Origin of the sequence: Amycolatopsis sp. NPDC049252 (assembly GCF_043197175.1) — a bacterium.
GTDB lineage: Bacteria > Actinomycetota > Actinomycetes > Mycobacteriales > Pseudonocardiaceae > Amycolatopsis.
On the sequence record NZ_JBICSQ010000035.1, the window covers coordinates 54,354 to 76,765 of the forward strand.

A 22,412-nucleotide genomic window follows, 5' to 3' on the forward strand; every position below is an offset into this window, starting at 1 on the left:
GATGACAAAAAGTGATCGCTGAGCAGTCTAAGTGGGGCTGGTTCGCACCGGGCGCCCCGGCTGGGATGAAGGCATGCACATCGGAACCGGCCTGATCAGTCCCCTCTCCCCGGTCGACGTGGTGGCCGCCGCAGCCGACGCCGCCGAGCGCGGCCTCGACAGCTTCTGGACCAACCAGAACCCCGGCGGATGGGACCCGCTCACCCTGCTGGCCTCCCTCGGCCGACGACCGGCCGAAGCCGGCACGGCGATCGTCGCCACCTACCCCCGCCACCCCGTGACCACCGCGACCGAAGCACTCACCATCCAAGCCGCCTCCGGCGGTCTCACCCTGGGCATCGGCCCCAGCCACGCCTGGTACGTCCAGGACCAGCTCGGCCTCCCCTACACCTCCCCGCTGCGGCACACCCGCGAGTACCTCACCGTGCTGCGCGCGTTGCTGAACGGCCGGCCCGTGCGGTTCGACGGCGAGTTCTTCACCGTCGACACGCGTCTCGACATCACCGCACCGGCTCCCAGCCTCCTGCTGTCGGCGCTCGGACCACGCATGCTCGAGCTGGCCCACGACCTCGCCGACGGGGTGGCCGCCGCCTGGGTCACGCCGGACATGGTGGCCAAGAACATCGCCCCGCACACCGCCCCCGGCGCGCGCATCGTGGCCCAGGCCGTCACCCTGCTGAGCCCGAACCCCGACCGCGCCCGCGCCGACTTCGCGGAGCAGCTCACCGCAGTCGGTCAGATGCCCGCCTACCGCGCCTCACTCGACCGCGCAGGACTCGCCAACCCGGCCGACACACTCGTCATCGGAGACGACACAACCGTGACGGACGCCGTGAAGCGCTACCAAGACGCCGGCGTGACCGACCTGATCGTCGTACCCCTCAACGAAAGGAGCCGCACCTTGGACCTCCTTCTCCCCTGAACGACGAGTATTCGCGCATGCCCCGAGACGAAACTCGAGCGCAGGAGGTCTGGCCTGCCCAGTACGATCCCGGTCGTGACCGCGGACGAGTTCGTGCCCATCGGCTTCGAGCCGCCGACCTCGCTCGTCACCGACCAGTTCCACCTCGAACCGCTGGGGCCGCAGCACAATCGAGCCGATCACGCCGCCTGGATGTCGAGCATCGAGCACATACGCTCCACTACTGGCTACCACAACGGCAACTGGCCACCACACGACGGCATGACACTCGAGGCCAACCTGGCCGACCTTCGCCGCCACGCCGACGACTTCACGCGACGTGCCGGTTTCACGTTCACGGTTCTCGGCCCACCGGACAACGACGTCCTCGGTTGCGTCTACCTGTATCCCTCAGCTTCCGAGGAGTGGGACGTCACGGTGCGGTCCTGGGTGCGGGCCGACCGATCGGACCTCGACGTACCGCTCGCTGACACCGTCGCACGCTGGCTCGCCACAGACTGGCCCTGGAAGCGCGTGAACCGCTGCGGTCGCTGACTCGTGCCGGCACGTCGCGCGACTCCCACGTCCGGCACGGCCGCTGATCGCTCGCTCACGTCCGGTCATGCCGCAAGGTGGCTGTGGTCGGCAGTCCTCGCGTGATGCTGTGGTGGTGTCCCGAAAGGATCACCGCCGGGACACCACCCGGCCGGCCGCGACGAGGAGCCGCCGGAGCTCGCGCCGATCGTGTTCGTCGAGCTCGGCCAGAACCCGATTCTCGGCCTCGGCCACCTCGGGGTCGAGGCGCGCAAGCACGGTCACACCCTCGCGCGTCAGCGTGGCAGGCAACGACCTCCCGGACGACACCGTCGCGGGTCGCGTCACCAGGCCGCGGTCCTGCAGCGCGAGAACCACCTTGTTCATCGCCTGCGGCGACACCTGCGCCTCGCGGGCCAACTGGGCGTTGGACTTCGGCGACTGCGACAGCATCCGCAGGCAGAGGTACTCGGGCGCCGCCAGCTCCGACGGCTCGAGCACGGCGGCGGCCACCTCGGCGCGCAAGGCCGCGGTGACCCGATGCAGCAGGTAGCCGAGGGGCTCGTCCCGGAAGGTTTCCATGTCAACCATGTTGACATATATCAACCTGGTTGACACTCTGGGTGCATGACGAGCTCATCCGGCGACGCGTTGTTCGAATCCGCCTATCGTGGTCAAGCGCCCGAGATGGGGCCGGGCTTCCGGCCGCCGTGGAGCCTCGGCGAACCGCAACCCGAGATCGCCGCGCTCATCGACACGGACGCATTCCACGGTGAGGTCCTCGACGCCGGCTGCGGCGAGGGCGCAACGTCGCTCTACCTCGCCGAGCGGGGCTTCACGACGGTCGGCCTGGACCAGTCGCCGACCGCGATCGAGCTCGCCCGCGCGGAAGCCGACCGGCGCGGCTTGGCCAACGCCGGCTTCGCGATCGCCGACATCAGCACCTTCACCAGCTACGACGGCCGTTTCGGCACCGTTGTCGACAGCACCCTGTTCCACTCGATGCCGGTCGAGCTGCGCCAGGGATACCAGGAATCGATCGTGCGCGCCGCAGCGCCCGGCGCATCCTATTTCGTGCTGGTGTTCGACAGCGCGACCGTGCCCACCGGCAAGGTCAACCCGGTCTCCGCGGAGGAACTGCGGGAGGTGGTGGGCGCGTACTGGACGATCGACGAGATCCGGCCGGCCCGCATCCACGCCAACGTCCCCGAGAACTTCCCGGACTTCGCGGACTTCGCCGGCAGCGACGTCCGGAACGAAGGCAACGGCCGCAAGTCGACACCGGCCTGGCTGCTGTCGGCACACTTGTCCTGACCATGACGTCGTGCCGAGATCCTGCGCCACCCAGCCTTCGGTTCGAGACCGCCAATGGAGGCATCGCCGTGACGATGCACCGGCAGCCGCACCCGACGGACACCAGTGCGGCAAGAACCTGCGCTCTCGGTGTCCAACCCGCGCAGTGCCGCCCCCAAAGGCTGCTGTCGCAACGGGATGCGCTGCACCAGCAGCTTGCCGACTGGCGTGCCGTCGGTGAAGCTCGAACCGCCCAAGTGGGAGCCCGGTCCCGCGGGTAGCGCTGAGCGCAAACCGGACAGCGGCTACAGGCAGTCAGGCCGCCGTTTGGACGATCGTCAAGATAGACACTGAATCGCCCCTACCCAGGGGTAGCAAAAAAGCCCAGGTCTGCGACCTGGGCTTTGCTCCCCCGCTTGGACTCGAACCAAGAACCCTCCGGTTAACAGCCGAATGCTCTGCCAGTTGAGCTACAGGGGAATGTCGCTCTTTTCCGGTGCCGCGCTCTCGCCCGACAAGAAGAACTTTAGACCATCCCCGCAGCCGGGTTCGCACCACCCCCCACTTAGCGCAACCGCCCCCTGCGGGCGGTTTTCCTGGACAATGGACTCCTCGGACGACCTACCGACGAGAGGCGTGGACACGGATGAAGAAGTTCCTGCTGGGAGCGGGCCTGGGGTACGTGCTGGGCGCCAAGGCAGGCCGGGGGCGGTACGAGCAGCTCGTGCGCACCTACCGCCGGGTCGTCGACCATCCGATGGTCCAGGGTGCCGCCGGGGTCGCGCGGGCAAAGATCGGTGAAAAGGCAGGGCGCCGGCGCTAGACCTGCGCCACGACGAACACGCGGCGGAACTCGAACCACGTCGTGCCGTCGGGGCGTGTCGGGTACGCCTTGTCGAGGCGGGGGGCCAGCTCCGCGCGGAACTGGTCCCATGCTTCGTCCGAAAGGGCCGCGCGCACCGGGCGCAACGCCGTTCCGGTGATCCACTCCAGCACCGCGCGCGACCCGCGCAGGGGCTGGACGTACGTCGTTTCCCAGGCGTCGACGCCGCAGCCCGCGTCGGCCAGGAGGTTCGCGTACTCCAGCGGGGTCGAGACCGCGTCGTCCTCGCGCAGGACGACCTCGGCCAGCCGGGACGACCAGGCCTCCGACGCCGCCAGCTCGCGGGTCAGCGTGTGCGACGGCGCGTCGAAGTTGCCCGGGACCTGCACCGCGAGCCACGCGCCGGACGGCAGCTGACCGGCCCAGCGCCGCAGCAGGTCGCGGTGCTCCGGCACCCACTGCAGGACCGCGTTCGACACGACGACGTCCGTGTCCGGCGCCGGGGTCCAGTCGTTGACGTCGAGCACCGTGGCGTCCAGACCGCGAGCGCGGGCGGCCGCCACCATTTCGGGTGAACTGTCGCTGCACTCCAAGGTGGCGTCAGGCCAGCGTTTCCCCAGGTCGACGGTCAGATTCCCGGGGCCGCAGCCGAGGTCGACGACCCGCCGGGGTGACACCGCGCCGATCCGGGAGGTCAGGTCGTAGAACGGCCGGGCCCGCAGGTCGGCGTAGTCGAGGTACTTCTCCGGATCCCACACGGTCGCCTCCCGAACAAACAGTACGCCTGTACTGAGTACGAGCGTACTGCTATTCGACCGTGTGGGCCAGCTTCGCGGCGACCTGCTCGGCGATGGCCGCCACCAGCGTGATGTCGGTGCCCGGGTCCGGGCGGACCTGCAGGACGCTGCCGTCGCGGCCGGAGACCTTGCGCTGGACGAACCACGCGCCGCCGTCACCGATCTCCTGGCGGTGACGCGACCGCACCGAACTGTCGACGCGCAATCGCACGTGGTGCGGCACCCTGGCGGGCTCCGGCAGGCTGAACCGCACCGGCGTGAGGTCGGTCAGCACGACGGCCGACCCGGCGGTGCCGGTCTCCGCCGACTCGGTCAGCGTGAAGACGCCGTCCTTCCAGGCCGCCTTGCCGATCAGGTGCCAGCCGACGCGCCGCGCGCCGCCGGAGCCGTCCGGGATCCACAGGCCGAACGGCGTGACGACCAGGTGGCCGCCGCCCTCGACCGGCGCGCTGTCCACGACGTCCTCGCCTGGGTCCAGCGAGCCGGCGAAGCCGTCAGGGGTGCGGTCGCCGAGCAACCGGCGCAGGAAACTCATGACTCAGCCCCACGCGCTGGCGGACGCCTGCTCGCCCAGCGACTTCTTGTACTGCTCCAGCGCGACGAGGTCGCCGAACAGGGCGCGGTAGTCGTCCGGCGCCTCGACCGGCGACAGCCGCTGCAGCTTCCCCTTGATCTCCGCGATCTGCCGCCCGACCAGGCTCTCCTGCAGCCTGGCGAGGATCGAGGAGATGTAGCGGGAGTCGACTTCGTCCTTGGCCTGCAACGGTTCCACGGCCAGCTCGGACAGCACCCGCCGGACCGTCCCTTCCGGACAGTGGGGGGCGGCCGCGTCCAGCAGCGCCGGGCCGGTCAGCCCCGAGCCCGCGCCGCCCGCCTTGAGCACGGCTTCGTGCACCGCGACGTACACCGGGTGCGTGAACGCCTCCAGCGGCAGCGCGTCGTACTCCGGCCCGGCGATCGCGGGCTGCTGCAGCGCGGCCTTGAGCGCCTCGCGCTGGATCGCGAACCGCGGGTCCTTCGGCGCGGGGCGGGCGACGTCGGACTCCGGGGCCTTCACCTCGGGAGCGCCGACCCGCGCCGGCTGCCGCAGGGGCGCGCCGCCGCGCTTGTCGGTCGCGCCCGCGCTGCCGCGGACCCGGTTGACGACCTGCGCGACGTCCTGCCAGCCCACCCACCAGGCGAGCTTCGACGCGTAGCCGTCACGCGCGGCGCGGTCCTTGATCGACGCCACCATCGGCACGGTCTTCTGCAGCGCCGCGACCTGGCCGTCGACCGAGTCGAGGTCGTAGTTCTTCAGGGTGCTGCGGATGACGAACTCGAACAGCGGGGTCCGCCGCGCCACGAGGTCCTTGACCGCGCTGTCGCCCTTGGCCAGGCGCAGTTCGCACGGGTCCATGCCGTCGGGGGCGACGGCGATGTAGGTCTGGCCGGCGAACGTCTGGTCACCTTCGAACGCCTTCAGCGCGGCCTTCTGGCCCGCCTCGTCACCGTCGAAGGTGAAGATCACTTCGCCGCGGAAGGCGTCGTCGTCCATCATCAGCCGGCGAAGCACCTTCATGTGGTCTTCGCCGAACGCCGTGCCCGAGGACGCCACGGCCGTCGGGACGCCCGCCGCGTGCATCGCCATCACGTCGGTGTAGCCCTCGACCACGACGACCTGGTGCCGCTTCGCGATCTCGCGCTTGGCCAGGTCGAGGCCGAACATGACCTGGGACTTCTTGTAGATCGGCGACTCGGCGGTGTTGAGGTACTTGGCCGAGATCCGGTCGTCGTCGAACAGGCGCCGCGCGCCGAAGCCGACGACCTCGTTGCCGACGTCGCGGATCGGCCAGACCAGCCGCCGGTGGAAGCGGTCCATCGGGCCGCGCTGGCCCTCCTTGGACAGCCCTGCCGTCAGCAGCTCCTTGACCTCGAACCCGCGCGTGAGCAGGTGCTTGGTCAGCTTGTCCCAGCCGCCGGGGGCGTAGCCGCAGCCGAACGTCTTGGCCGCGGCGGCGTCGAACCCGCGCTCGGACAGGAAGTCGCGCGCGGTGCGGGCCTCGTCGGTGACCAGCTGCTCGGCGTAGAACTCCTGCGCGGCGCGGTGCGCCTCGATCAGCCGGCTGCGGCTGCCGCGGTCGCGCTGGATCGTCGCGCCGCCGCCTTCGTAGGTGAGCCGGATGCCGACGCGGTCGGCCAGCCGCTCGACGGCCTCCACGAACGTGATCAGGTCGATCTTCTGGACGAACTTGATCACGTCGCCGCCCTCGCCACAGCCGAAGCAGTGGAAGGTGCCGTGCGTCGGGCGGACGTTGAACGACGGGGTCTTCTCGTTGTGGAACGGGCAGAGGCCCTTCAGGCTGCCTCCGCCGGCGCGGCGCAGCGCCACGTACTCCCCGACGACCTCGTCGATCCGGTTCCGCTCGCGCACCTCCGCGATGTCGCTCTCCCGAATCCGTCCTGCCACGCCACTCACTCTAGTCTTTCCGTTTGCGGCACACTCGGGGCATGGCCTCCACGCCCACCGCCCAGGACACCCTCGCCGCGCGGTTCGCCGAGCACCGCGGTCACCTCGTCGGGGTGGCCTACCGGCTGACCGGCACCCGCGCCGACGCCGAGGACGCCGTCCAGGAGTCGTGGCTGCGGCTGGCCGGGCTCGACGAGGCCGGCCGCGAGGCGATCCGGGACCTGCGCGGCTGGCTGACCACGGTCGTCGGCCGGATCTGCCTCGACCGGCTGAAGTCGGCCGCGGCGCAGCGGGAGCGCTACGTCGGCCAGTGGCTGCCGGAGCCGGTGGTGACGCCGTTCGGGCAGCCGGTGAGCGAGGACCCGCTCGAGGTCGCGGTCCGCGACGACGGGCTGCGGATGGCCGCGCTGGTCGTGCTCGACAAGCTGACCCCGGAGCAGCGCGTCGCGTTCGTGCTGCACGACGCCTTCTCGCTGCCCTTCGCCGAGATCGCGGACATCCTCGGCTGCTCGGCCGAGGCCGCGCGCCAGCACGGCTCCCGCGGCCGCCGCGCGCTGGCCGACGCGGACCCGGCGCCGCGCGTGCCGCTGGACGACCAGGCGAAGATCCTCGAGAAGTTCGTCACCGCGCTGCTCGCAGGCGACATCGGGGCGGTCGTCGAGCTGCTGCACCCGGACGCGGTGCTGGTCGGCGACTCGAACGGCAAGGGCCGCACCACGCGCCAGCTCATGCTCGGCGCCGACAAGATCGCACGCTTCTTCGTCGGCCTCATGCGCAAGTACGCGCCGGAGAGCGTCACCCGCGGCGCGCCCGTCATGGTCAACGGCGACCTCGGGTTCTACCTGCCCCCGATGCCGGGGCGCGAAGGTTTCCTGGCGCTCGACGAGCACGTCCAGGCCATGAGCGTGCGCGACGGGAAGATCGTGGCGATCTACGACGTGGTCAACCCGGACAAGCTGACCCGGATCACGCGTCCCGGCGGCGCGCCTTCGTGATCCCGGCGGCCAGCAGGAGAACGGCGAAGGCACCGAAGTAGGTCAACGCCCAGCCCTGGGCCAGCGGCGAGTCCGACAGGACGGTGGCGTTGCCGCCGTCCCGACCGGCGTTCGCCTCGCCGGTGCCGGCGAGGAACTTCGTGACGGCGTTCAGCGGCAGCCACCGGTGGATCACCATCCCGGCCCGCGGGATCAGCGTGATGACGTTCTCCGCCATCAGCGGGTACGCGACGAGCAGCGCGACCGCGCCGGCGGTGTGGCGCACGAGCAGGCCGACGCCGACCCCGCAGACGGCGCCCAGCGCGAACACCGGGCCGGTGCCGGCGACGATCGTCCAGTCCGCCGGGCTGTTCAGGGCCAGGTCGGCGTCCGGGGCGAGGACGCGCGCGACGAGCCAGGCCGTGAAGGCGGCGGCCTCGCCGATGACGAAGCCGTACCCGGCGACGACCGCGGCCTTCGCGACCAGCACCGGCGTCCGGCTCGGCACCGCCTGGAAGGTGCCGTGGATCGTGCCGGACTGGTACTCGCTGGTCACCGCGAGGGCGGCCAGCAGGAGGACCGCGACCATGGCGAGCTGGTAGCCGAACTGGGTGCTCGCGACGGTGGGCGGCAGCCGGGACTCGGTGGCCGTGAGCGCGGTGAGCACGGCCGGCGCGACCAGCGCGACGACCGCGAAGAGGCCGCACACCCAGGGTGTGGCGATGCTGAAGAGCTTGATCCGTTCACTGGCGACGAGGTGCATGCCGGAACGGTCCCGCGGCGGCCCCCTCCGGCGCGTCCGACCGGGGTCTGGTTCCCGGGGTCCTACGGGAGCGGGACCCGGCAGGCGTCACCGGAGGTGAAGCCCTGGTCGACGACGCCGAGCGCGCTGTTCATCCGGGCGCGGGAGTTCTCCAGCGCGATCTGGTAGGTCAGCTCGAGGACGCCTTCACGGCCGAACTCGCGTTCCAGCTCGGCGACCTGCTCGTCGGTGGCGGTGACGTGCGCCCCGGACATCGCGTCGGCGTAGGCGATCGCGAGCCGCTCCTGGACGCTGAACGCCGGCGACGTCGCGTAGTCGTCGATCTTCTTCAGGCGGTCGACGTCCAGGCCGTCGTGCTTCTGCAGCATGGTGCCGAAGTCGACGCACCACGAGCAGCCGATCCGGGTGGCGACCCGGTAGACGGCGAGCTCGCGCACGTTCACCGGGAGCTTCTTCGACGCGCGCTGCACCATCAGCTCGTGCACCGTGTTCGCGCGCAGCAGGCCGGGGTGGTGCGCGGCGACGGCCATCGGCTCGGGCACCGCGCCGTACTTCCTCCCGGCGACGCGGTAGAAGAGCTTGAGCAGCGGTCCGGCTTCGGTGGTCTTCTTCGCGGCGATGCGGGGCATGTCCGTCTCCTTCGGCTCGGTCAGGAAGGGAACGAGACGGCGTCCTCCGATGTGACACGCGGCGAGGTGAGCCACGCCACCAGCATCGTCACGGCCGCCGCGCCGAACACGACGGCCAGCCCCGGCGCGGCCAGCCCGCCGGTGGTGGCCAGGGCGAGCCAGCCGAACACCGCGGCGCCGGCCAGCCCGCCGGCCTGCCGGGCGAAGGTCAGCGAGCCCATCGTGACGCCCATCAGCTCGCGCGCGGCCCGCGTCTGGCCGAGCACGGTGTAGGCGGAGGTGCAGACGGTGAACGCGGCCCCGATGGCGAACAGCCCCGGCACGAGCAGCCAGCGCCCTCCCCCGGCGGCCACGGCGATCGCGGCCGGCCCCGCGACCCCGAGCGCGCAGCCGGACCGCCCCCACGCCGTCATGTCGGGTCGTTTTCGTGCCAGGGCGGCGAAGGAGACCGAGAGTGCGAGCTGCCCGGCGGTCATCGCGACGAGCAGCAGGCCGGTCCCGGCCGCGCCGGCGCCGAGGGCGGCGACCAGCGCGACGTAGGTGAACGTGCCGTAGAGCGCGGCGCCCGCGAGGCCGTTGACGACGACCGCGCGCGCCAGGACGGCGTCCGCGAACACCTTCGGCGAGATCAACGGGCTCGGCGTGCGCTTCTGGCGTCGCACGAACAGGAACCCCGCCACCGCCGCGACCGCGACGAGCACCGGCGTCCACAGTGGACTCCGGGCGAGCGCGTCGACCGTGCCGAGCGCGACCACCGCGGCACCCGCGGCGGTCAGCAGCCCGCTGCTCGCGACGTCGAAGCTTTCCTTGGTGCGGCGCGGTTTCCCGGCCAGACCGCGTAGTCCGAGCAGCAGCGCGGGCACGCACAACGGCAGGTTGACCAGGAAGATCCACCGCCAGCCCGGTCCGGCCGCGAGCAGCCCGCCCAGCGGCGGCCCGCCCAGGGTCGCGGCCGCGAACACCGCCGTCTGCCAGCCCTGGCGGCGCAGCAGCTCGTCGCGGTCGAACAGCTCGCCGAGCGCGCTCATCGCGGTGACGATCAGGCCGCTGCCGCCCAGCCCCTGCAGTGCGCGGGCGGCGATCAGCGAACCGACGTCCGGCGCGGCGGCACACCACGCCGAGCCCGCCGCGAACACGACGATCGACAGCGCAAAGGAGGCGCGACGGCCATGGAGGTCGCCGAGCCGGCCGTGCAACGGCGTCGCGACGGTGAGGGTCAGCAGCCCGGCGGCGGTGACCGCGACGAGGCCGGTGCGGGCGTGCAGGCCGACACCGATCGAGGGCAGCGCGGCGGCGACGACCAGGCCGTCCAGCTGGGCCATGGCCATGCCGAGCAGCAGGCCGGCGAAGACGAGGTTGCGAGGCGCAATTTCGTGCATAAAGCACACGTTATAACGTGCCTTATGCACACATCAAGCCCGGGTGACGGCGGTCCCGCGCTGTTCCGGCTGGTCCGGCACTGGGCCCGGCAGCAGGCACCGGACGTCGTCCAGCGCTTCGCCGCCGACGCCCCGCCGACCTGGACGGCGCCGAACCTCTTCGTCATCCAGGCGATCGACGGTGCCGCGAGCGGCGAGGTGACCGTCGCGGACGTCGCCCGCCAGCTGGGCATCGACCGCTCGGTGGCCAGCCGGATGGTCAGCGAGGCCGTGCACGACGGCTTCGTGACGCGCGAGACGTCGACCCGCGACGCCCGGCGCGCCGTGCTGACCCTCACCGAAGGGGCGAAGGAGTTCCTCGAGACGTCGCGGGCCTACCAGCGCCAGGCGTTCGACGCGCTGGTAGGCCACTGGCCGGACGAGGATCGCGAGCGCTTCGCCGGCTACCTGAGCCGGCTCGCGGGCGAGGTGCTCGGTTAGCCCATCTCGTTCAGCGCCTCCCAGGCGTGCCAAGCCCGGGTGACGCCGAACTGCGCGAGGAACCGCAGTGCGGCGCGGACGTCTTCCGGCGTCGCGCCACCACGCCGCGCGCGGCCGACGTGGATGCGGAAGGTGTCGCGCAGCGTCTGGTAGTGGACGTCGACGCTGAGGCTGACCAGGCCGCGCTCGCGTTCGGTGAGCGTGCCGGGGCCGTGCCCGGTCCGCATCCGCGACTGCAGGTCGAAGTATTCGGCGAAGTGCGGATCCAGCGCGGCCAGGCGGGTGCGCGTCGGCTCCGGGAGCGGGGTCGGCGCGGCGTCCGGGCCGGTCGAAACCAGCTCGTCGGCCAGCAGTTCGACCTCCGGCCGCGCGAGGCCCAGCTCGGCTTCGAGCTGGGCGATCCGCTCGATGCCCGCGGCGGCCGCGTGGTAGCCGCAGTCGTACGAAACGAACCGCAGCAGCTCGCGAATGTCCGAAGTGGACACTCCGGCCTTCAGGCCGGCCCGCACGTGCGCGGCGAACGCCAGGCCGAGACTGCCCTGGCAGACGTCGGCCGTGACGCACAGGAAGGTCTTCTCCCGGTCGGTCAGCTCCGGGACCGCACGAAGGAACCGGGCGGAGGCGCCGACCATTTGCGCGAAGACGGGGTCGAGCGCGGCCAGCCGGTCGAGGCTCGCCGGGGTGGTGGTAGTGGTCAAGATCGTGCTCCCTCAGTAGCTGGACGATCGTAGCGCTACAGCCGTAGTGCAAGAGACGCTACACCTGTAGCGCGATAGGTGTCCAGCTACACTCGGACGACCATGAACGAGACCTCCCGTCGCCGTCCCAACGCCCGCGGCCAAGGCGAACTGCTCCGCGACGAGATCATCGCGGCCGCCGTCCGGATGCTCGAAGAGCTGGCCGACGACGAAGCCCTGTCGCTGCGGGCCGTCGCACGTGAGGTGTCGATCGCGGCGACGTCGGTGTACCTGCACTTCCCGGACCGGGATGCGCTGGTGCTGGCCGCCATGCAGCGCTGCCACGACGAACTGGTGCGCACCGGCGACGAAGCCGCCGAAGCGGCACCGGACCCGGCGGCCGCGTTGCGCGCCCGGATCCTGGCGCAGGCCGGGTGGGCGCAGGCGCACCCCGGGCTCTACAAGGTGCTGCACGAGAGCAAGGTCCACCGGAGCCACGGCATGCCGTTCAAAGCCGTCATGGTCGCCCGCACGACCGAAGCGGTCCGCCGGTGCATGGAAGCCGGCCAGGCGCCCGAGGACGACCCGGCGATCGTCGCCATCGACCTGCGGACCGCCGTCAACGGCATGCTGGCGCAGCGGATCAACGAGCCCGACCTGCCGTGGCCGCCCGCGGTCGAGCAGGTCGACCGGTTCCTCGTGAAGCTGGTCGGCCTGCGCCGTTGACTTGTGTTCCTGGTCCGGAGGGGCTTGGGTGGGCCGGTATGAGCCAGGCATACCCGGCGGTGACCCCGCGGATGGTGGTGAGCGACCTCGTCGCCGCCGTCGCGTTCCGTCGCACGGTGTTCGGCGCGACCGGCGAGGTGGACAGCGGGCGCCCCGCCGACCTCGACATCGGCGGTTCGCGCGTGCTGGTGTCCGCCGAAGGCGAGCGGGACCTGTTCCCCGCCTTCCTCTACGTCTACGTCGCCGACGCGGACGCGACGTACCGCCGAGCCCTCGACTGCGGCGCGACGAGCCTGGAGGAACCGGCGGACACCCCGTACGGCGACCGGCGCGCGATGGTCCGCGACCCGTTCGGCAACGTCTTCCAGATCGCGCACCCCCGTGCCTGAGCGGTTCCCCCGGCTGCGCCAGGTCGTGCTGGACGCGACGGACGTCCGCGCCCTGGCGGAGTTCTACCGGCGGTTGCTGGGGTTTGCCTACCGCCCGGGCGACGAAACGGGCGAGCACGACTGGCTGGTGCTGAACGACGCGTCCGGCGTCCCGCGGCTGGCGTTCCAGCAGGTCGAAACCCTGCCTCCGCCGACCTGGCCGACCGGGCCGCGGCCCCAGATGCTGCACCTGGACCTGACGGTGGCCACCCGCGCGGAGCTGGACGAGCAGCACGAGCGGGCGACCGCGTTGGGTGCGCGGTTGCTGGCGGACGAAGCGGCGGATCCGGAAGAGCCGTTGCGGGTCTACGCGGACCCGGCGGGCCACCCGTTCTGTGTTTTCGTCGGCTGACCGGTCTCGGGCGGCGTTTACTCCCCGGTGCTGCCGTCCACCGACTCGCGGATGAGATCCGCGTGGCCGTTGTGGCGGCTGTACTCCTCCACCAGGTGGACCAGGATCCAGCGCAGGTTCGGCTTGCGGCCGTCCGCCCAGCCGCGGGCGGCGACCTGCGAGAGGCCGCCCTGCTCCAGGGCCTTCGCGACCAGCTCGCGCGAGCGTTCGACCGTCGCCTCCCACAGCGCGCGCAGCTGCTCCGGGGTGTCGTCGGCGGCGGAATCCCAGTCCCAGTCCGGGGTCGCCGTCCAGTCGACGGAGTTCCACGGCTCCGCCCGCTCGGCGCCGGTCAGGACGCGCGAGAACCAGTGGTCCTCCACGTAGGACAGGTGCTTGAGCATGCCACCCAGCGTCAGCGGGGACGGGCCGACGGTCGCGCGCAGGCCCGCCGCGTCAAGGCCGGCGCACTTCCACGCCAGCGTCGCGCGGTGGTACTCGAGGAACCCCAGCAGGGTCCCGGTTTCGTCGGCGTCGACCGGGGGTTCGGGCCGGCCCTGCTCGTCCACGATGGTCATGGGCGCGCACTCTACCGATTCGCCGGGCGGGTGGCGCCCCGTTAAGGCGTCAGCGCGCGGACGTCCCAGATCCACACGCCGCCGACGAACTCCGCCGGTTTGCGGAGCAGGAGCTCCACTGTGGACTTGAGCGCTTCCTGGTTCTGGCGCGGGCCGACCACCAGCACGTCGGCGTTCCACTTGCGCAGGTCCTCCAGCGCCTGGGTGCGGTCGGCCTCGGTGACGTCCGCGGTCTGGCCCGTGCGCTCGACCTCGGCGAACAGGTCCGACGTCGGGAGCGGGACGGCGCCGTAGCGGCCGCGGCGGTCCTCCGCGGACGTCGGGCCGACGAAGTAGCCCTCGGGCATCGGGTAGCCGAGGCCGGCGTCCACCTGCCAGTGCAACGGTTCCGCCTCCCCGGTGCTGGGCAGCGGCACCGGCACGAGCGAGCCGCCGGGGGCGATGTACTGGCGCCAGATGCCGTCGGCGAAGAACGGCGGCGACAGCGGGCGCTCGTGCGTCACCAGCTCCGTCGGCGCGATCGGCAGCAGCACCGCCACCACCGCGCCGACCCAGACCAGGCGCAGCGGGACGCGCTGGTTGCCGTCCACGGCCGGGGATCGCTCGGCCGCCGCCGTCCACACGCGGTGCGTCGCGATCGCCAGGAGCCCGCCGACCACCGGGATGCAGCCCATCGCGAGCCGGGATTCGAGCAGCGAGTCCAGCAACGGCAGCTGCCCCAGCCACTTCCACAGCCCGGGGACGCCGGTGTCCTGGTGCGCCACGGTGATCTCGACGCCCAGGGAGAGGAACGCCATCACGTACATGGTGATCGCGAACGCCCGCGCCGTGATGTCACGCCACAGCCAGATCGTCAGCACCACCATGAGCACGATCAGCGGCCAGCCGAAGAACGCGTTCTCCTCGGTGCGGTTCATCGAGACGTCCGCGGCGGACTCCGGCCAGCCCGCGATCGACTGCGTCGCGAACCGGGTGAACGCCGCCGTGTCGTTGCCCGCCGGGCCGTGCAGCAGCGAATGGAAGCTCTGCGGTCCGAAGAACTGCCAGTACAACGGGAATCCCGCGATCAGCAGGGCCACGACGGCGCCGACCCCGACGCCCTTGGCCAGCGGCGCGAGCATGCCGCGGAGCTCGGCGCGGTGCGGGATCAGGTAGGCGATCACGAACACCAGGAACGTGAGCCCGAAGATCGCCAGCGGCTCTTCGCCGAGCAGGATCTGCCACGCGACGAGCAGGCCGAGCACGACACCGTTGCGCACCGGGCGTTCGTTGTGCGCGATCTGGATCGCCTTCAAGGCGATGAACGGCAGCACGAACAGCACGACGAAGTTCGGGTGCGCGTTGCCGTGCGAGATCATCGGCGGGGCGAACCCGCAGAACGCGGCGCCGATCGCGGCGGCCGTGCGGTTGGGCACCAGGTGCCGGGAAAACACCCAGTACCAGCCGATCGCGGTGCCGGCGAGCCCCGCGGTGAGCACGATCGCCCAGGTCAGCGTGGCCCCGAAGGTCAGCGTGATCGGCGCGAGCGGGATGTTCAGGCCGAACATCGCCGCGTTCGCCGCCATGTTCACGCCGTACGGGTAGTTCTGCAGGTCCGTGGTGAACGGGTTCTGGAAGTGCAGGACGGACTTCGCGACGACCGTCGAGTACCACTCCCACTGACTCTGGTCCGACGCGCCGTTCCACAGGTAGCCGCGCTTGAGGTCGAACCACAGGCCGTTGTAGAGCAGGATCGTGAACAGCAGGAAGCCGCCCATGATGGCGGAGTCCGGCCACTCCCAGCGTTTCGGGCCTTCGGGCGGGGCTTCGGGTGCGGGTGGAACGAGCTCGGGGACGGCTTCGGACTTCAAGCTCACGGCTCGACCACCCTGGCGAAGAAGTAGAGGGCCCCGGTGCCGGCGTGCCGGACCAGCAGCAGGAACGGACGGTCCACCGTCACGGCGACGGGGTCGGACGTGATCATCGAGGTGAGGCGCATGGTCAGGGCCGTCGCCGCGGCTCCTTCGAAGCCCTGTTCGTCGACCCGCAGCACGGCCTGGTGCAGCACCTCGGACACCGTCAGCCGCGGGTCCGGGGAGAGCCCGCTCAGGTCGGCGGCGTCGGTGAACATCGTGCGCACGCCCAGGCCGCGCAGCACGCCGGTCAGGGAGCTGGGTACGTCGAGCGAGATCTTCGGGAGCGCCAGCTCGACGCGCGTCGAGCGGATCTCGCCGAGCAGGCCGGTCAGCGCCGCTTCGTCGAGAGACGCCTCCGCCTCCGCGAGATCGCCGTCGGGCAGCAGCACCACGGTCTGCAGGCCACCGGCCGCGACCAGCCGCACCGCCTGCCAGCCGCCGGTGTGCGCGTAACCGACGTTCTCGCCGAGCCACATGGTCGGGACGTCGCGGGTGCCGGACGGCGCGTGGAACGGCGCGTCCGTGGTGTTGGCCTCGCGGAACGGCAGCTTCCACGCGGACTTCAGGTACAGCGCGTTGACCAGCACGGCCGCGACGCCGGCGTCGATCGAGCCCGGCGGCAGCAGCTGCGGGATGAGCCCGTGCGTGGTGCGGCCGACGTCCTCGTTGATCAGCGCGCGGGCGCGTTCGGGGTCCTCCTCGAACGGCGCGCTCTCGACGTTCGCCCCGGGCCACCCGGCCAGCTCGGCCTTGAACCCGTCCTCGAGCGGGAGGGTGTCCGCGGCCCACAGCGTGTTGGCGACGGCGAGCTCGGGCTGTTCGGCGCCCCGGCCCTCCTCCACGAGCTCCGTGGCCGCCCGCAGCAGCCCGGCCTGCGCGGCCGGATCGCCGAGCAGGGCGACCAGCTCCTCACGGGTGGCGCCCCGCGCGGCGAGCGCGGCCAACGTCAGCGCGCTGGCCACCGAATACGGCGAGAAGCAGGAGTTCCCGCCCTCGGCGCCGAGGGCCCCATGGACGGCGAGGGCGAACCGGAGGTGGCTGTCCGTGGCCATGCGGGCGAGACTACCGGAACCCGGCACCCCGCCGGGCGGCCGCGCGGAACTCCCCACAAGGGTGACAAATCCGGCACCGGAGGCGGGCGTGACCGAAGGTCGGCTTCATGATCACGTGTCTCAGTGGTGGCGGGTCACGTGCCAGGAGTGCCAGACGTGGGCCTGGGCGTCGGTCAGGGAGGCCACCTGGTCGACGACCACGCGCAGCAGGCCCGCGTCGTCCTTCGCGGCCTGCCACGCCGGGACGAACAGCGGGTCGAGGGACTCCGGGGCGCGCCGGGCCAGGGCGTGGACCAGCTCGCCCAGCAGCTCGCGCTGGCCTTCCTGCATCGCCAGCCGGCGCCGGTCGCTCATCACGTACCGCAACGCCAACGCCTTGAGCAGGGCCACCTCGGCGGCGACCTGCTCGGGCACGGCGAGGCGCGCCCGGTAGCGGCTGAGCGGGCCGTCACCGAACTCCGCGCGGGTGCCGGTGACCGCCGCCGTCGCGAAGCGGCCGACGAGCTCGCTGGTCAGCCGCTTCAGCGCGACCTGCGCGCCGGGCGAGCCGTCCGGCCCCGCCTCGATCACCGCCGCCACCACCGGCAGCGCCAGCAGTTCCGCGGCCGCACCCTCCAATGTGGACACCGACTGCCCGGAGAAGTACTTGGCCGCGGCCTCCGCGACGGCGGCGCGCTCCTCCGGCTGTGCCAGCACGCGCAGCTTGATCCGGCCGGCGAGCACGCCGTCTTCGACGTCGTGCACCGAATACGCGACGTCGTCGGCCCAGTCCATGATCTGGGCCTCCAGGCAGGTCTCCTCCCCCGGCGCGCCTTCCCGGACCCAGGCGAAGACCTCGGCGTCGTCGGCGTAGACGCCGTACTTGCGGCGGCCCGGCTTGCGCGGCCACGGGTACTTCGTCGTCGCGTCGAGGCAGGCGCGGGTCAGGTTGAGCCCGGCCGTGACGCCGCCCTCGCCGACGAGCTTCGGTTCCAGCCGGGTCAGGATGCGCAGCGTCTGCGCGTTGCCCTCGAACCCGCCGCACGCGGCGGCCACCTCGTCGAGCGCGCGTTCGCCGTTGTGCCCGAACGGCGGGTGCCCGATGTCGTGCGCCAGCCCGGCGGTGTCCACCAGGTCCGGGTCCGCGCCCAGCTCCTCGGCGATGCCGCGGCCGATCTGGGCGACCTCCAGCGAGTGCGTCAGCCGGGTGCGCGGCACGCCGGTGACCTCGGCGCCCTCCCCCGGCCCGACCACCTGGGTCTTCCCGGCGAGCCGCCGCAGCGCCGCGGAGTGGAGCACGCGGGCGCGGTCGCGGGAGAACGCGCTGCGCCCGTCCGCACGCGCCCCGGCCAGCGCCGCGCCCTTCGCCGCCTCCGGCCGGAGGCGGGCGGTGTCGTGCTCGGAGTAACCGTCGTTCACCCGGCCAGCTTAGGCGCGGGCACCGACAAAAAGCTCAGCCCAGGAAGGTGGCGAAGAGATCGTCGGCCGGGGTCTTCGTCAGCCGGTAGTACAGCAGCGCGCCCGTCTCGCGGATGATGTAGCGCACCTGCGTGACGCGCTCCTGGACGATCGGCCCGCTGTGCGTCGGCGCGGTCCAGGCGTCCAGGCCCAGGTCGCCGGCCATCGTGCGGGCCCGGAACGAGTGCCACGGGTCGCTGACCAGCACCGCCGTGTGCCAGTCGCGGGCCTCGACCTGCTGGGCGACCGCGCGCAGGCTGCGCAGTGTGTCGCTGCCTTCGCCGACGGCCAGCGTGGCCGTGGACGGCACGCCGTGGCGGGTCAGCCACAGCTGCCCGGCCCGCGCCTCGGTGAAGTTGTCCTCGGCCTTCTTGCCGCCCGCGGTGACGATCGTCTTCGCGACGCCCGCGTCGTAGAGCTGCTTCGCCTTGATCAGCCGCGCGGCGTAGATGTCGGACGGCTTGCCGTTGTACTGGGCCGCGCCCAGGACCACGATGACGTCGGCCTGCGTCCGGTCGTTTTCGCGGGCCACCTGCCAGACACGGAACGCGGTGCCGCCGACGAGGGCGAGCAGCATGAGGACCGTGCCGAGCGCGATCCGGCGCGCCCAGCTCGCGCGCGTCGGTTTCGTGCGTTCAGCGGTACCCACCCGCCCCATCTTGTCAGAAGGTCACCGGCCGCTCACAGCCAGCCGCGCTCCTCGGCGACGCGGACCGCTTCGGCGCGAGTCCGGGCGCCGGTCTTGCCGATCGCGGCGGACAGGTGGTTGCGGACGGTGCCTTCCGACAGGTGCAGGGCGCGGGCGACGTCGGCGACCGTGCTGCCGTCCCGGGCCTCGCGCAGCACGTCCAGCTCGCGGCCGGTGAGCGGGCTCGCCCCGGTGGCCAGCGACTCCGCGGCCAGCGCCGGGTCCACCACCCGGAGTCCACTGTGGACGCGCCGGACGGCTTCGACGAGCTGCTCGGGCGGCGCGTCCTTGACGACGAACCCGGCGGCGCCCGCGGCCATCGCGCGGGCCAGGTAGCCGGGCCTGCCGAACGTGGTGCAGATGATCACCCGGCACGACGGCAGCGCGGCCCGCAGGTCGGCCGCCGCCGCCAGGCCGTCCTTGCCCGGCATCTGCACGTCCAGCAGGGCGACGTCGGGCTTCAGTTCACGCGCGGCGGCGACCACTTCGTCGCCGGAGCCGACCTGCCCGACCACCTCGATGTCGGATTCGAGGCCCAGCACGGTGGCCAGCGCCCCGCGCACCATCGCCTGGTCGTCGGCCAGCAGTACCCGGATCAAGCGAGTCCTCCCGCGGGTTCGGCGCGCACGGCCGGCGCGGCCGCTCGCGGTTCGGGCAGCGGGATCTCCGCCCGCACCACCAATCCTCCCCCGGACCGGACGGACGTCCGCAGGGTGCCCCCGGCCGCGGCCAGCCGCTCGGTGAGCCCGCGCAGGCCGTTGCCCGGCACGACCTCGGCGGCCGTGCCGTCGTCCTCGATCTCCACCCAGTTCTTCCCCAGGTGCACCTTCACCTGCTTCGCCCCGGAGTGCCGCAGCACGTTCGTGACGGTCTCGCGCAGCACGTACCCGAAGACGTTCTGGAACTCCGGCGCGACGTTGTCCACCGCGTGCGGCAGGTCCGCGTCGATCTCCGCGGCCCGCAGCGCCGCGCGGGCGCCGACGAGCTCCGCCGAGAGCGACACCTCGCGGTACTCCGACACGGTGGCGCGGACGTCGGACAGCGCGCTGCGGGTCAGGCTTTCGACCTCGCGGATCTCCTCGACCGCGCGCGGGATGTCGCCCGCGCTCTCCAGCACCCGCCGGGCCAGCCCCGCCTTGACGGTGATCGTGGTGAGGCTGTGCCCGAGCAGGTCGTGCAGGTCGCGGGCGACGCGCTGGCGCTCGTTGGTCACGGCCAGCGTGGCGATCTCCTTGTTGGCCAGCTCCAGGCGCCGGATGGCGCGGATCAGGTTGGCCATGAAGAACATCGCCAGCGTCACCGAGCCGACCGTGATCAGGTCGCCGTAGTCGCCCAGGAACCGGCCCTGGGCCAGCAGGATCAGCGCCCCGGCCACCAGCGCCGCGAGGTCGACGATCACCGACCACGCGGCGGGGGCGAGGAACACCATCACCGCGGTGCCGTAGAGCAGGATGAACGGGTTCGCGTGGACCCCCGCGACCACGCCGAGCCCCAGCACCACCATCGCGATCCCGAAGCCCAGCTTCAGCGGGCGGACCTGGCGGAAGAAGAACGGGAACAGCAGGTAGCAGGCGGCGTAGGCGTAGACCAGGAGCCAGCTGAGCACGACCGGCACGGTCACGACGGGCTCGGCCAGGAGCGACTTCGTGATCGGGATGAGGAACGGCAGCAGGAAGACCGCGCCCATGATCGGCCAGCGCACGGTGTCCGGGCCCTGGTTCTTCCCGTCGGGCAGCGGGTCGTCCCACCACCCTTCCCGCGTGTTCAGCCCGAACCGGCGGTTCGTGTCGTCGCTCGCCATCGCCGTTCCTCGTCCCCTCCGGCCCTCAAACGCGGGCGCTGTCCTTACGGTAACGCCTGATCACCAGGGCCCCCAGCACGACCGTCCACGCCGCGAGCACGCCCACGGCGGTCGGCAGCGACACGACCATGTCGGTGGTCACCGCGGGCCGCGCCAGCTGCAGCACCCAGTACGTCGGCATGATCTGGGCGACGTCGTGCATCCAGCCGGGCATCGTCTCGATCGGGATCCACAGCCCGCCCAGGAAGCCCATGCCGAGGGTGACGAGCATGTTGATCGGCTGCATCGACTCCGGCGTGCCGAACTGGCCGAGCAGCAGCCCGAGCAGCACCAGCGGGATCGTGCCGAGCCAGACGCCGGCGAAGATCCGCACCCAGCCCGCGGCGTCGAGGTGGACGCCCTCGCCGAGCACGGCGAGCGCGGGCACGAGGATCAGCGCGGGCAGCCCGACGAGCAGGCCGGAGACGCCCTTGCCGGCCAGGTAGCCGGTGCCGGTCAGCGGGGTCAGGCGCAGCTGCCGCTGCCAGCCCGCGGCCCGCTCCAGCGCGAGCCGGGCGCCGCTGTTGGTCGCGGCGGCGAACGCGCCGAACGTCATCATGTTGATCATGATCACGGCCACGATCTGCGCGTGCTCCGGATCGGACGACTTGGTGAAGACGTTGGCCTGCAACAGGAACATCAGCACCGGGAAGGCGACGACGAAGATCAGGAACCGTGGCGCCCGGAAGTTGCGGCGGATCTCGGTGACCAGGTAGGTGGCGTTCATCGCACGGACTCCGGGGTCTCGTCGGCGGTCAGGGACAGGAAGGCGCCTTCGAGGCCGACGGCGCCGATTTCGACGTCGTGCACCGCGGGCACCGCGGACTTCAGCGCCCACAGCGTCGCGTCGGAGTCGCCGCTGGAGATGGCGACGCGGTCACCGCGCAGCTCGAACTCCTTGACGCCCGGCAATGCCGCGATCACGGCTTCCGTGGCGCCGGGGACGGCGGCGCGCAGGGTGCGGCCCCCGGCCAGCGCGCGGACCTCGGCGACCGACCCGTCGGCGACGATCCGGCCGCGCCGCATCAGCACCACCCGGTCGGCGAACTCCTCGGCCTCTTCGAGGTAGTGCGTGGCGAACACGACCGTGCGGCCGGACTCGGTGAACGAGTACATCGACTGCCAGAACTCCCGGCGCGTGCCGACGTCCATGGCGGCGGTCGGCTCGTCGAGGATCAGCAGGTCGGGGTTGCTGACCAGCGCGACGGCGAAGCGCACGCGCTGCTTCTGGCCGCCCGACAGCTTGTTGGCGCGGCGGCCGGCCAGCTCTTCGACCCCGGCGGCACGCAGGGCTTCGGCGACCGGCATCGGCTTGCGGTGCAGCGCCGCGACCATGCCCACGGTCTCGGCGACGGTCAGGTCGTCCATCAGGGCACCGCCCTGCAGCATCGCGCCGATCAGGCCGGCGCGGACGGCGTCGATCGGCTTGCGGCCGAAGACGCGCACCTCACCGCTGTCCGGCGTGCTGAGCCCGAGGATCATGTCGACGGTGGTGGACTTGCCCGCGCCGTTGGGCCCGAGCAGGGCGACCACCTCGCCCGGGGCGATGGTCAGGTCGACGCCGTCGACCGCGTGGACGTCGCCGTAGTGCTTCCGCAGGCCGGTGAGGTGGATCGCGGCCCCCGCCGCCACCGCCTGGATGTCTGTTTCTCGCATGCCCCCAGGCTGCCGCCCGGCGGGCCGCCGTCCCCAGACCGTGCGTCACGACCTGGGGGTGACAGGTGTCAGGGGTGCACGGTTC

At 71.9% G+C, this 22,412-nt stretch carries 26 protein-coding genes and 1 tRNA gene; 9 read left to right on the plus strand and 18 right to left on the minus strand.

The features are described 5' to 3' along the window. Positions 1 to 73: 73 nt before the first annotated feature. Together ACGFMK_RS29400 and ACGFMK_RS29405 are read left to right on the plus strand one after the other, a co-directional pair. Positions 74 to 922, plus strand: a complete 849-nt coding sequence (locus ACGFMK_RS29400; RefSeq protein WP_392769811.1) for an LLM class flavin-dependent oxidoreductase — start codon at positions 74 to 76, stop codon at positions 920 to 922. Positions 923 to 997: 75 nt separating this feature from the next. Continuing rightward, on the plus strand, positions 998 to 1,456 hold the full coding sequence (locus ACGFMK_RS29405; RefSeq protein ID WP_392769813.1) for an N-acetyltransferase: 459 nt from the start codon (positions 998 to 1,000) through the stop codon (positions 1,454 to 1,456). A 129-nt stretch (positions 1,457 to 1,585) separates the two neighbouring features. On the opposite strand, the gene ACGFMK_RS29410 is transcribed toward ACGFMK_RS29405, so the two are convergent. Beyond that, positions 1,586 to 2,017, minus strand: coding sequence for a MarR family winged helix-turn-helix transcriptional regulator (locus ACGFMK_RS29410; protein WP_392769816.1), 432 nt, complete (start codon positions 2,015 to 2,017; stop codon positions 1,586 to 1,588). Positions 2,018 to 2,062: 45 nt separating this feature from the next. Here ACGFMK_RS29410 and ACGFMK_RS29415 point away from each other — a divergent pair, with 45 nt between their 5' ends. Then, positions 2,063 to 2,749 carry a class I SAM-dependent methyltransferase gene (locus tag ACGFMK_RS29415; RefSeq protein WP_392769819.1) on the plus strand — a complete coding sequence of 229 codons (687 nt, stop codon included), beginning with the start codon at positions 2,063 to 2,065 and terminating at the stop codon, positions 2,747 to 2,749. Positions 2,750 to 3,135: 386 nt separating this feature from the next. Here ACGFMK_RS29415 and ACGFMK_RS29420 read toward each other — a convergent pair. Further along, positions 3,136 to 3,208: transfer RNA gene (locus tag ACGFMK_RS29420), tRNA-Asn, on the minus strand. Between the two features lie 166 nt (positions 3,209 to 3,374). Between ACGFMK_RS29420 and ACGFMK_RS29425 the strand changes: the two genes are divergently transcribed. Beyond that, entirely contained in the window at positions 3,375 to 3,551 is a 177-nt protein-coding gene (locus ACGFMK_RS29425; RefSeq protein ID WP_392769822.1) for a hypothetical protein, read from the plus strand. On the opposite strand, the gene ACGFMK_RS29430 is transcribed toward ACGFMK_RS29425, so the two are convergent. From ACGFMK_RS29430 to dnaG, 3 genes are read right to left on the minus strand one after another with little or no spacing between them, the layout of a single operon-like run. Continuing rightward, positions 3,548 to 4,309, minus strand: a complete 762-nt coding sequence (locus ACGFMK_RS29430) for a trans-aconitate 2-methyltransferase (protein ID WP_392769824.1) — start codon at positions 4,307 to 4,309, stop codon at positions 3,548 to 3,550. The genes ACGFMK_RS29425 and ACGFMK_RS29430 overlap by 4 nt on opposite strands. A 49-nt stretch (positions 4,310 to 4,358) precedes the next feature. Further along, on the minus strand, positions 4,359 to 4,883 hold the full coding sequence (locus ACGFMK_RS29435; protein ID WP_392769827.1) for a hypothetical protein: 525 nt from the start codon (positions 4,881 to 4,883) through the stop codon (positions 4,359 to 4,361). 3 nt (positions 4,884 to 4,886) lie between these two features. Next, complete coding sequence (gene dnaG / locus ACGFMK_RS29440) at positions 4,887 to 6,803, minus strand: DNA primase (protein ID WP_392769830.1); 1,917 nt, start codon at positions 6,801 to 6,803, stop codon at positions 4,887 to 4,889. A 32-nt stretch (positions 6,804 to 6,835) separates the two neighbouring features. On the opposite strand from dnaG, the gene ACGFMK_RS29445 reads away from it, so the two are divergent. Further along, a complete protein-coding gene (locus ACGFMK_RS29445; RefSeq protein WP_392769833.1) occupies positions 6,836 to 7,789 on the plus strand; it encodes a sigma-70 family RNA polymerase sigma factor in 954 nt (317 codons plus the stop codon). On the opposite strand, the gene ACGFMK_RS29450 is transcribed toward ACGFMK_RS29445, so the two are convergent. The 3 genes from ACGFMK_RS29450 to ACGFMK_RS29460 all read right to left on the minus strand — a co-directional run bounded on the left by ACGFMK_RS29450 (position 7,761) and on the right by ACGFMK_RS29460 (position 10,539). Beyond that, the gene (locus tag ACGFMK_RS29450; RefSeq protein ID WP_392769835.1) at positions 7,761 to 8,531 is read right to left on the minus strand and encodes a hypothetical protein; all 771 of its coding nucleotides are present in this window, start codon (positions 8,529 to 8,531) and stop codon (positions 7,761 to 7,763) included. The genes ACGFMK_RS29445 and ACGFMK_RS29450 overlap by 29 nt on opposite strands. A 62-nt stretch (positions 8,532 to 8,593) precedes the next feature. Beyond that, positions 8,594 to 9,160: a carboxymuconolactone decarboxylase family protein gene (locus ACGFMK_RS29455; RefSeq protein ID WP_392769838.1), complete on the minus strand. Its 567-nt coding sequence runs from the start codon at positions 9,158 to 9,160 to the stop codon at positions 8,594 to 8,596. 20 nt (positions 9,161 to 9,180) lie between these two features. Beyond that, positions 9,181 to 10,539 (minus strand): MFS transporter, encoded by a 1,359-nt coding sequence (locus ACGFMK_RS29460; protein ID WP_392769840.1) that lies wholly within the window; start codon positions 10,537 to 10,539, stop codon positions 9,181 to 9,183. A gap of 24 nt (positions 10,540 to 10,563) precedes the next feature. On the opposite strand from ACGFMK_RS29460, the gene ACGFMK_RS29465 reads away from it, so the two are divergent. Continuing rightward, positions 10,564 to 11,019 (plus strand): MarR family winged helix-turn-helix transcriptional regulator, encoded by a 456-nt coding sequence (locus ACGFMK_RS29465; protein ID WP_392769843.1) that lies wholly within the window; start codon positions 10,564 to 10,566, stop codon positions 11,017 to 11,019. On the opposite strand, the gene ACGFMK_RS29470 is transcribed toward ACGFMK_RS29465, so the two are convergent. Then, positions 11,016 to 11,717 (minus strand): carboxymuconolactone decarboxylase family protein, encoded by a 702-nt coding sequence (locus ACGFMK_RS29470; protein WP_392769845.1) that lies wholly within the window; start codon positions 11,715 to 11,717, stop codon positions 11,016 to 11,018. The two genes, ACGFMK_RS29465 and ACGFMK_RS29470, sit on opposite strands and share 4 nt — an antisense overlap. 102 nt (positions 11,718 to 11,819) lie before the next feature. Here ACGFMK_RS29470 and ACGFMK_RS29475 point away from each other — a divergent pair, with 102 nt between their 5' ends. From ACGFMK_RS29475 to ACGFMK_RS29485, 3 genes are read left to right on the plus strand one after another with little or no spacing between them, the layout of a single operon-like run. Beyond that, complete coding sequence (locus ACGFMK_RS29475) at positions 11,820 to 12,422, plus strand: TetR/AcrR family transcriptional regulator (protein ID WP_392769848.1); 603 nt, start codon at positions 11,820 to 11,822, stop codon at positions 12,420 to 12,422. Between the two features lie 38 nt (positions 12,423 to 12,460). Further along, entirely contained in the window at positions 12,461 to 12,811 is a 351-nt protein-coding gene (locus ACGFMK_RS29480) for a VOC family protein (RefSeq protein WP_392769851.1), read from the plus strand. Beyond that, complete coding sequence (locus ACGFMK_RS29485; protein WP_392769853.1) at positions 12,804 to 13,202, plus strand: VOC family protein; 399 nt, start codon at positions 12,804 to 12,806, stop codon at positions 13,200 to 13,202. The genes ACGFMK_RS29480 and ACGFMK_RS29485 overlap by 8 nt, the downstream gene beginning before the upstream one ends. A gap of 17 nt (positions 13,203 to 13,219) precedes the next feature. Here the strand turns inward: ACGFMK_RS29485 and ACGFMK_RS29490 are convergent, their stop codons facing one another. From ACGFMK_RS29490 to ACGFMK_RS29530, 9 genes are all read right to left on the minus strand, one after another. Next, complete coding sequence (locus tag ACGFMK_RS29490) at positions 13,220 to 13,759, minus strand: DinB family protein (RefSeq protein ID WP_392769855.1); 540 nt, start codon at positions 13,757 to 13,759, stop codon at positions 13,220 to 13,222. 41 nt (positions 13,760 to 13,800) lie between these two features. Beyond that, positions 13,801 to 15,516: a glycosyl transferase gene (locus ACGFMK_RS29495; protein ID WP_392769898.1), complete on the minus strand. Its 1,716-nt coding sequence runs from the start codon at positions 15,514 to 15,516 to the stop codon at positions 13,801 to 13,803. 95 nt (positions 15,517 to 15,611) lie between these two features. Continuing rightward, the gene (locus ACGFMK_RS29500) at positions 15,612 to 16,706 is read right to left on the minus strand and encodes a serpin family protein (protein WP_392769857.1); all 1,095 of its coding nucleotides are present in this window, start codon (positions 16,704 to 16,706) and stop codon (positions 15,612 to 15,614) included. Positions 16,707 to 16,826: 120 nt separating this feature from the next. Next, positions 16,827 to 18,104 (minus strand): deoxyguanosinetriphosphate triphosphohydrolase, encoded by a 1,278-nt coding sequence (locus tag ACGFMK_RS29505; RefSeq protein ID WP_392769859.1) that lies wholly within the window; start codon positions 18,102 to 18,104, stop codon positions 16,827 to 16,829. 34 nt (positions 18,105 to 18,138) lie between these two features. Next, positions 18,139 to 18,792 carry a YdcF family protein gene (locus ACGFMK_RS29510; RefSeq protein ID WP_392769862.1) on the minus strand — a complete coding sequence of 218 codons (654 nt, stop codon included), beginning with the start codon at positions 18,790 to 18,792 and terminating at the stop codon, positions 18,139 to 18,141. Positions 18,793 to 18,824: 32 nt separating this feature from the next. Beyond that, positions 18,825 to 19,430 carry a response regulator gene (locus ACGFMK_RS29515; protein ID WP_392769865.1) on the minus strand — a complete coding sequence of 202 codons (606 nt, stop codon included), beginning with the start codon at positions 19,428 to 19,430 and terminating at the stop codon, positions 18,825 to 18,827. Then, positions 19,427 to 20,632, minus strand: a complete 1,206-nt coding sequence (locus ACGFMK_RS29520) for a sensor histidine kinase (protein ID WP_392769867.1) — start codon at positions 20,630 to 20,632, stop codon at positions 19,427 to 19,429. Before ACGFMK_RS29520 ends, ACGFMK_RS29515 begins: the two co-directional genes overlap by 4 nt. Before the next feature lie 25 nt (positions 20,633 to 20,657). After that, entirely contained in the window at positions 20,658 to 21,398 is a 741-nt protein-coding gene (locus ACGFMK_RS29525; protein ID WP_392769870.1) for an ABC transporter permease, read from the minus strand. Then, a complete protein-coding gene (locus tag ACGFMK_RS29530; RefSeq protein WP_392769872.1) occupies positions 21,395 to 22,327 on the minus strand; it encodes an ABC transporter ATP-binding protein in 933 nt (310 codons plus the stop codon). The genes ACGFMK_RS29525 and ACGFMK_RS29530 overlap by 4 nt, the downstream gene beginning before the upstream one ends. Positions 22,328 to 22,412 lie beyond the last annotated feature (85 nt).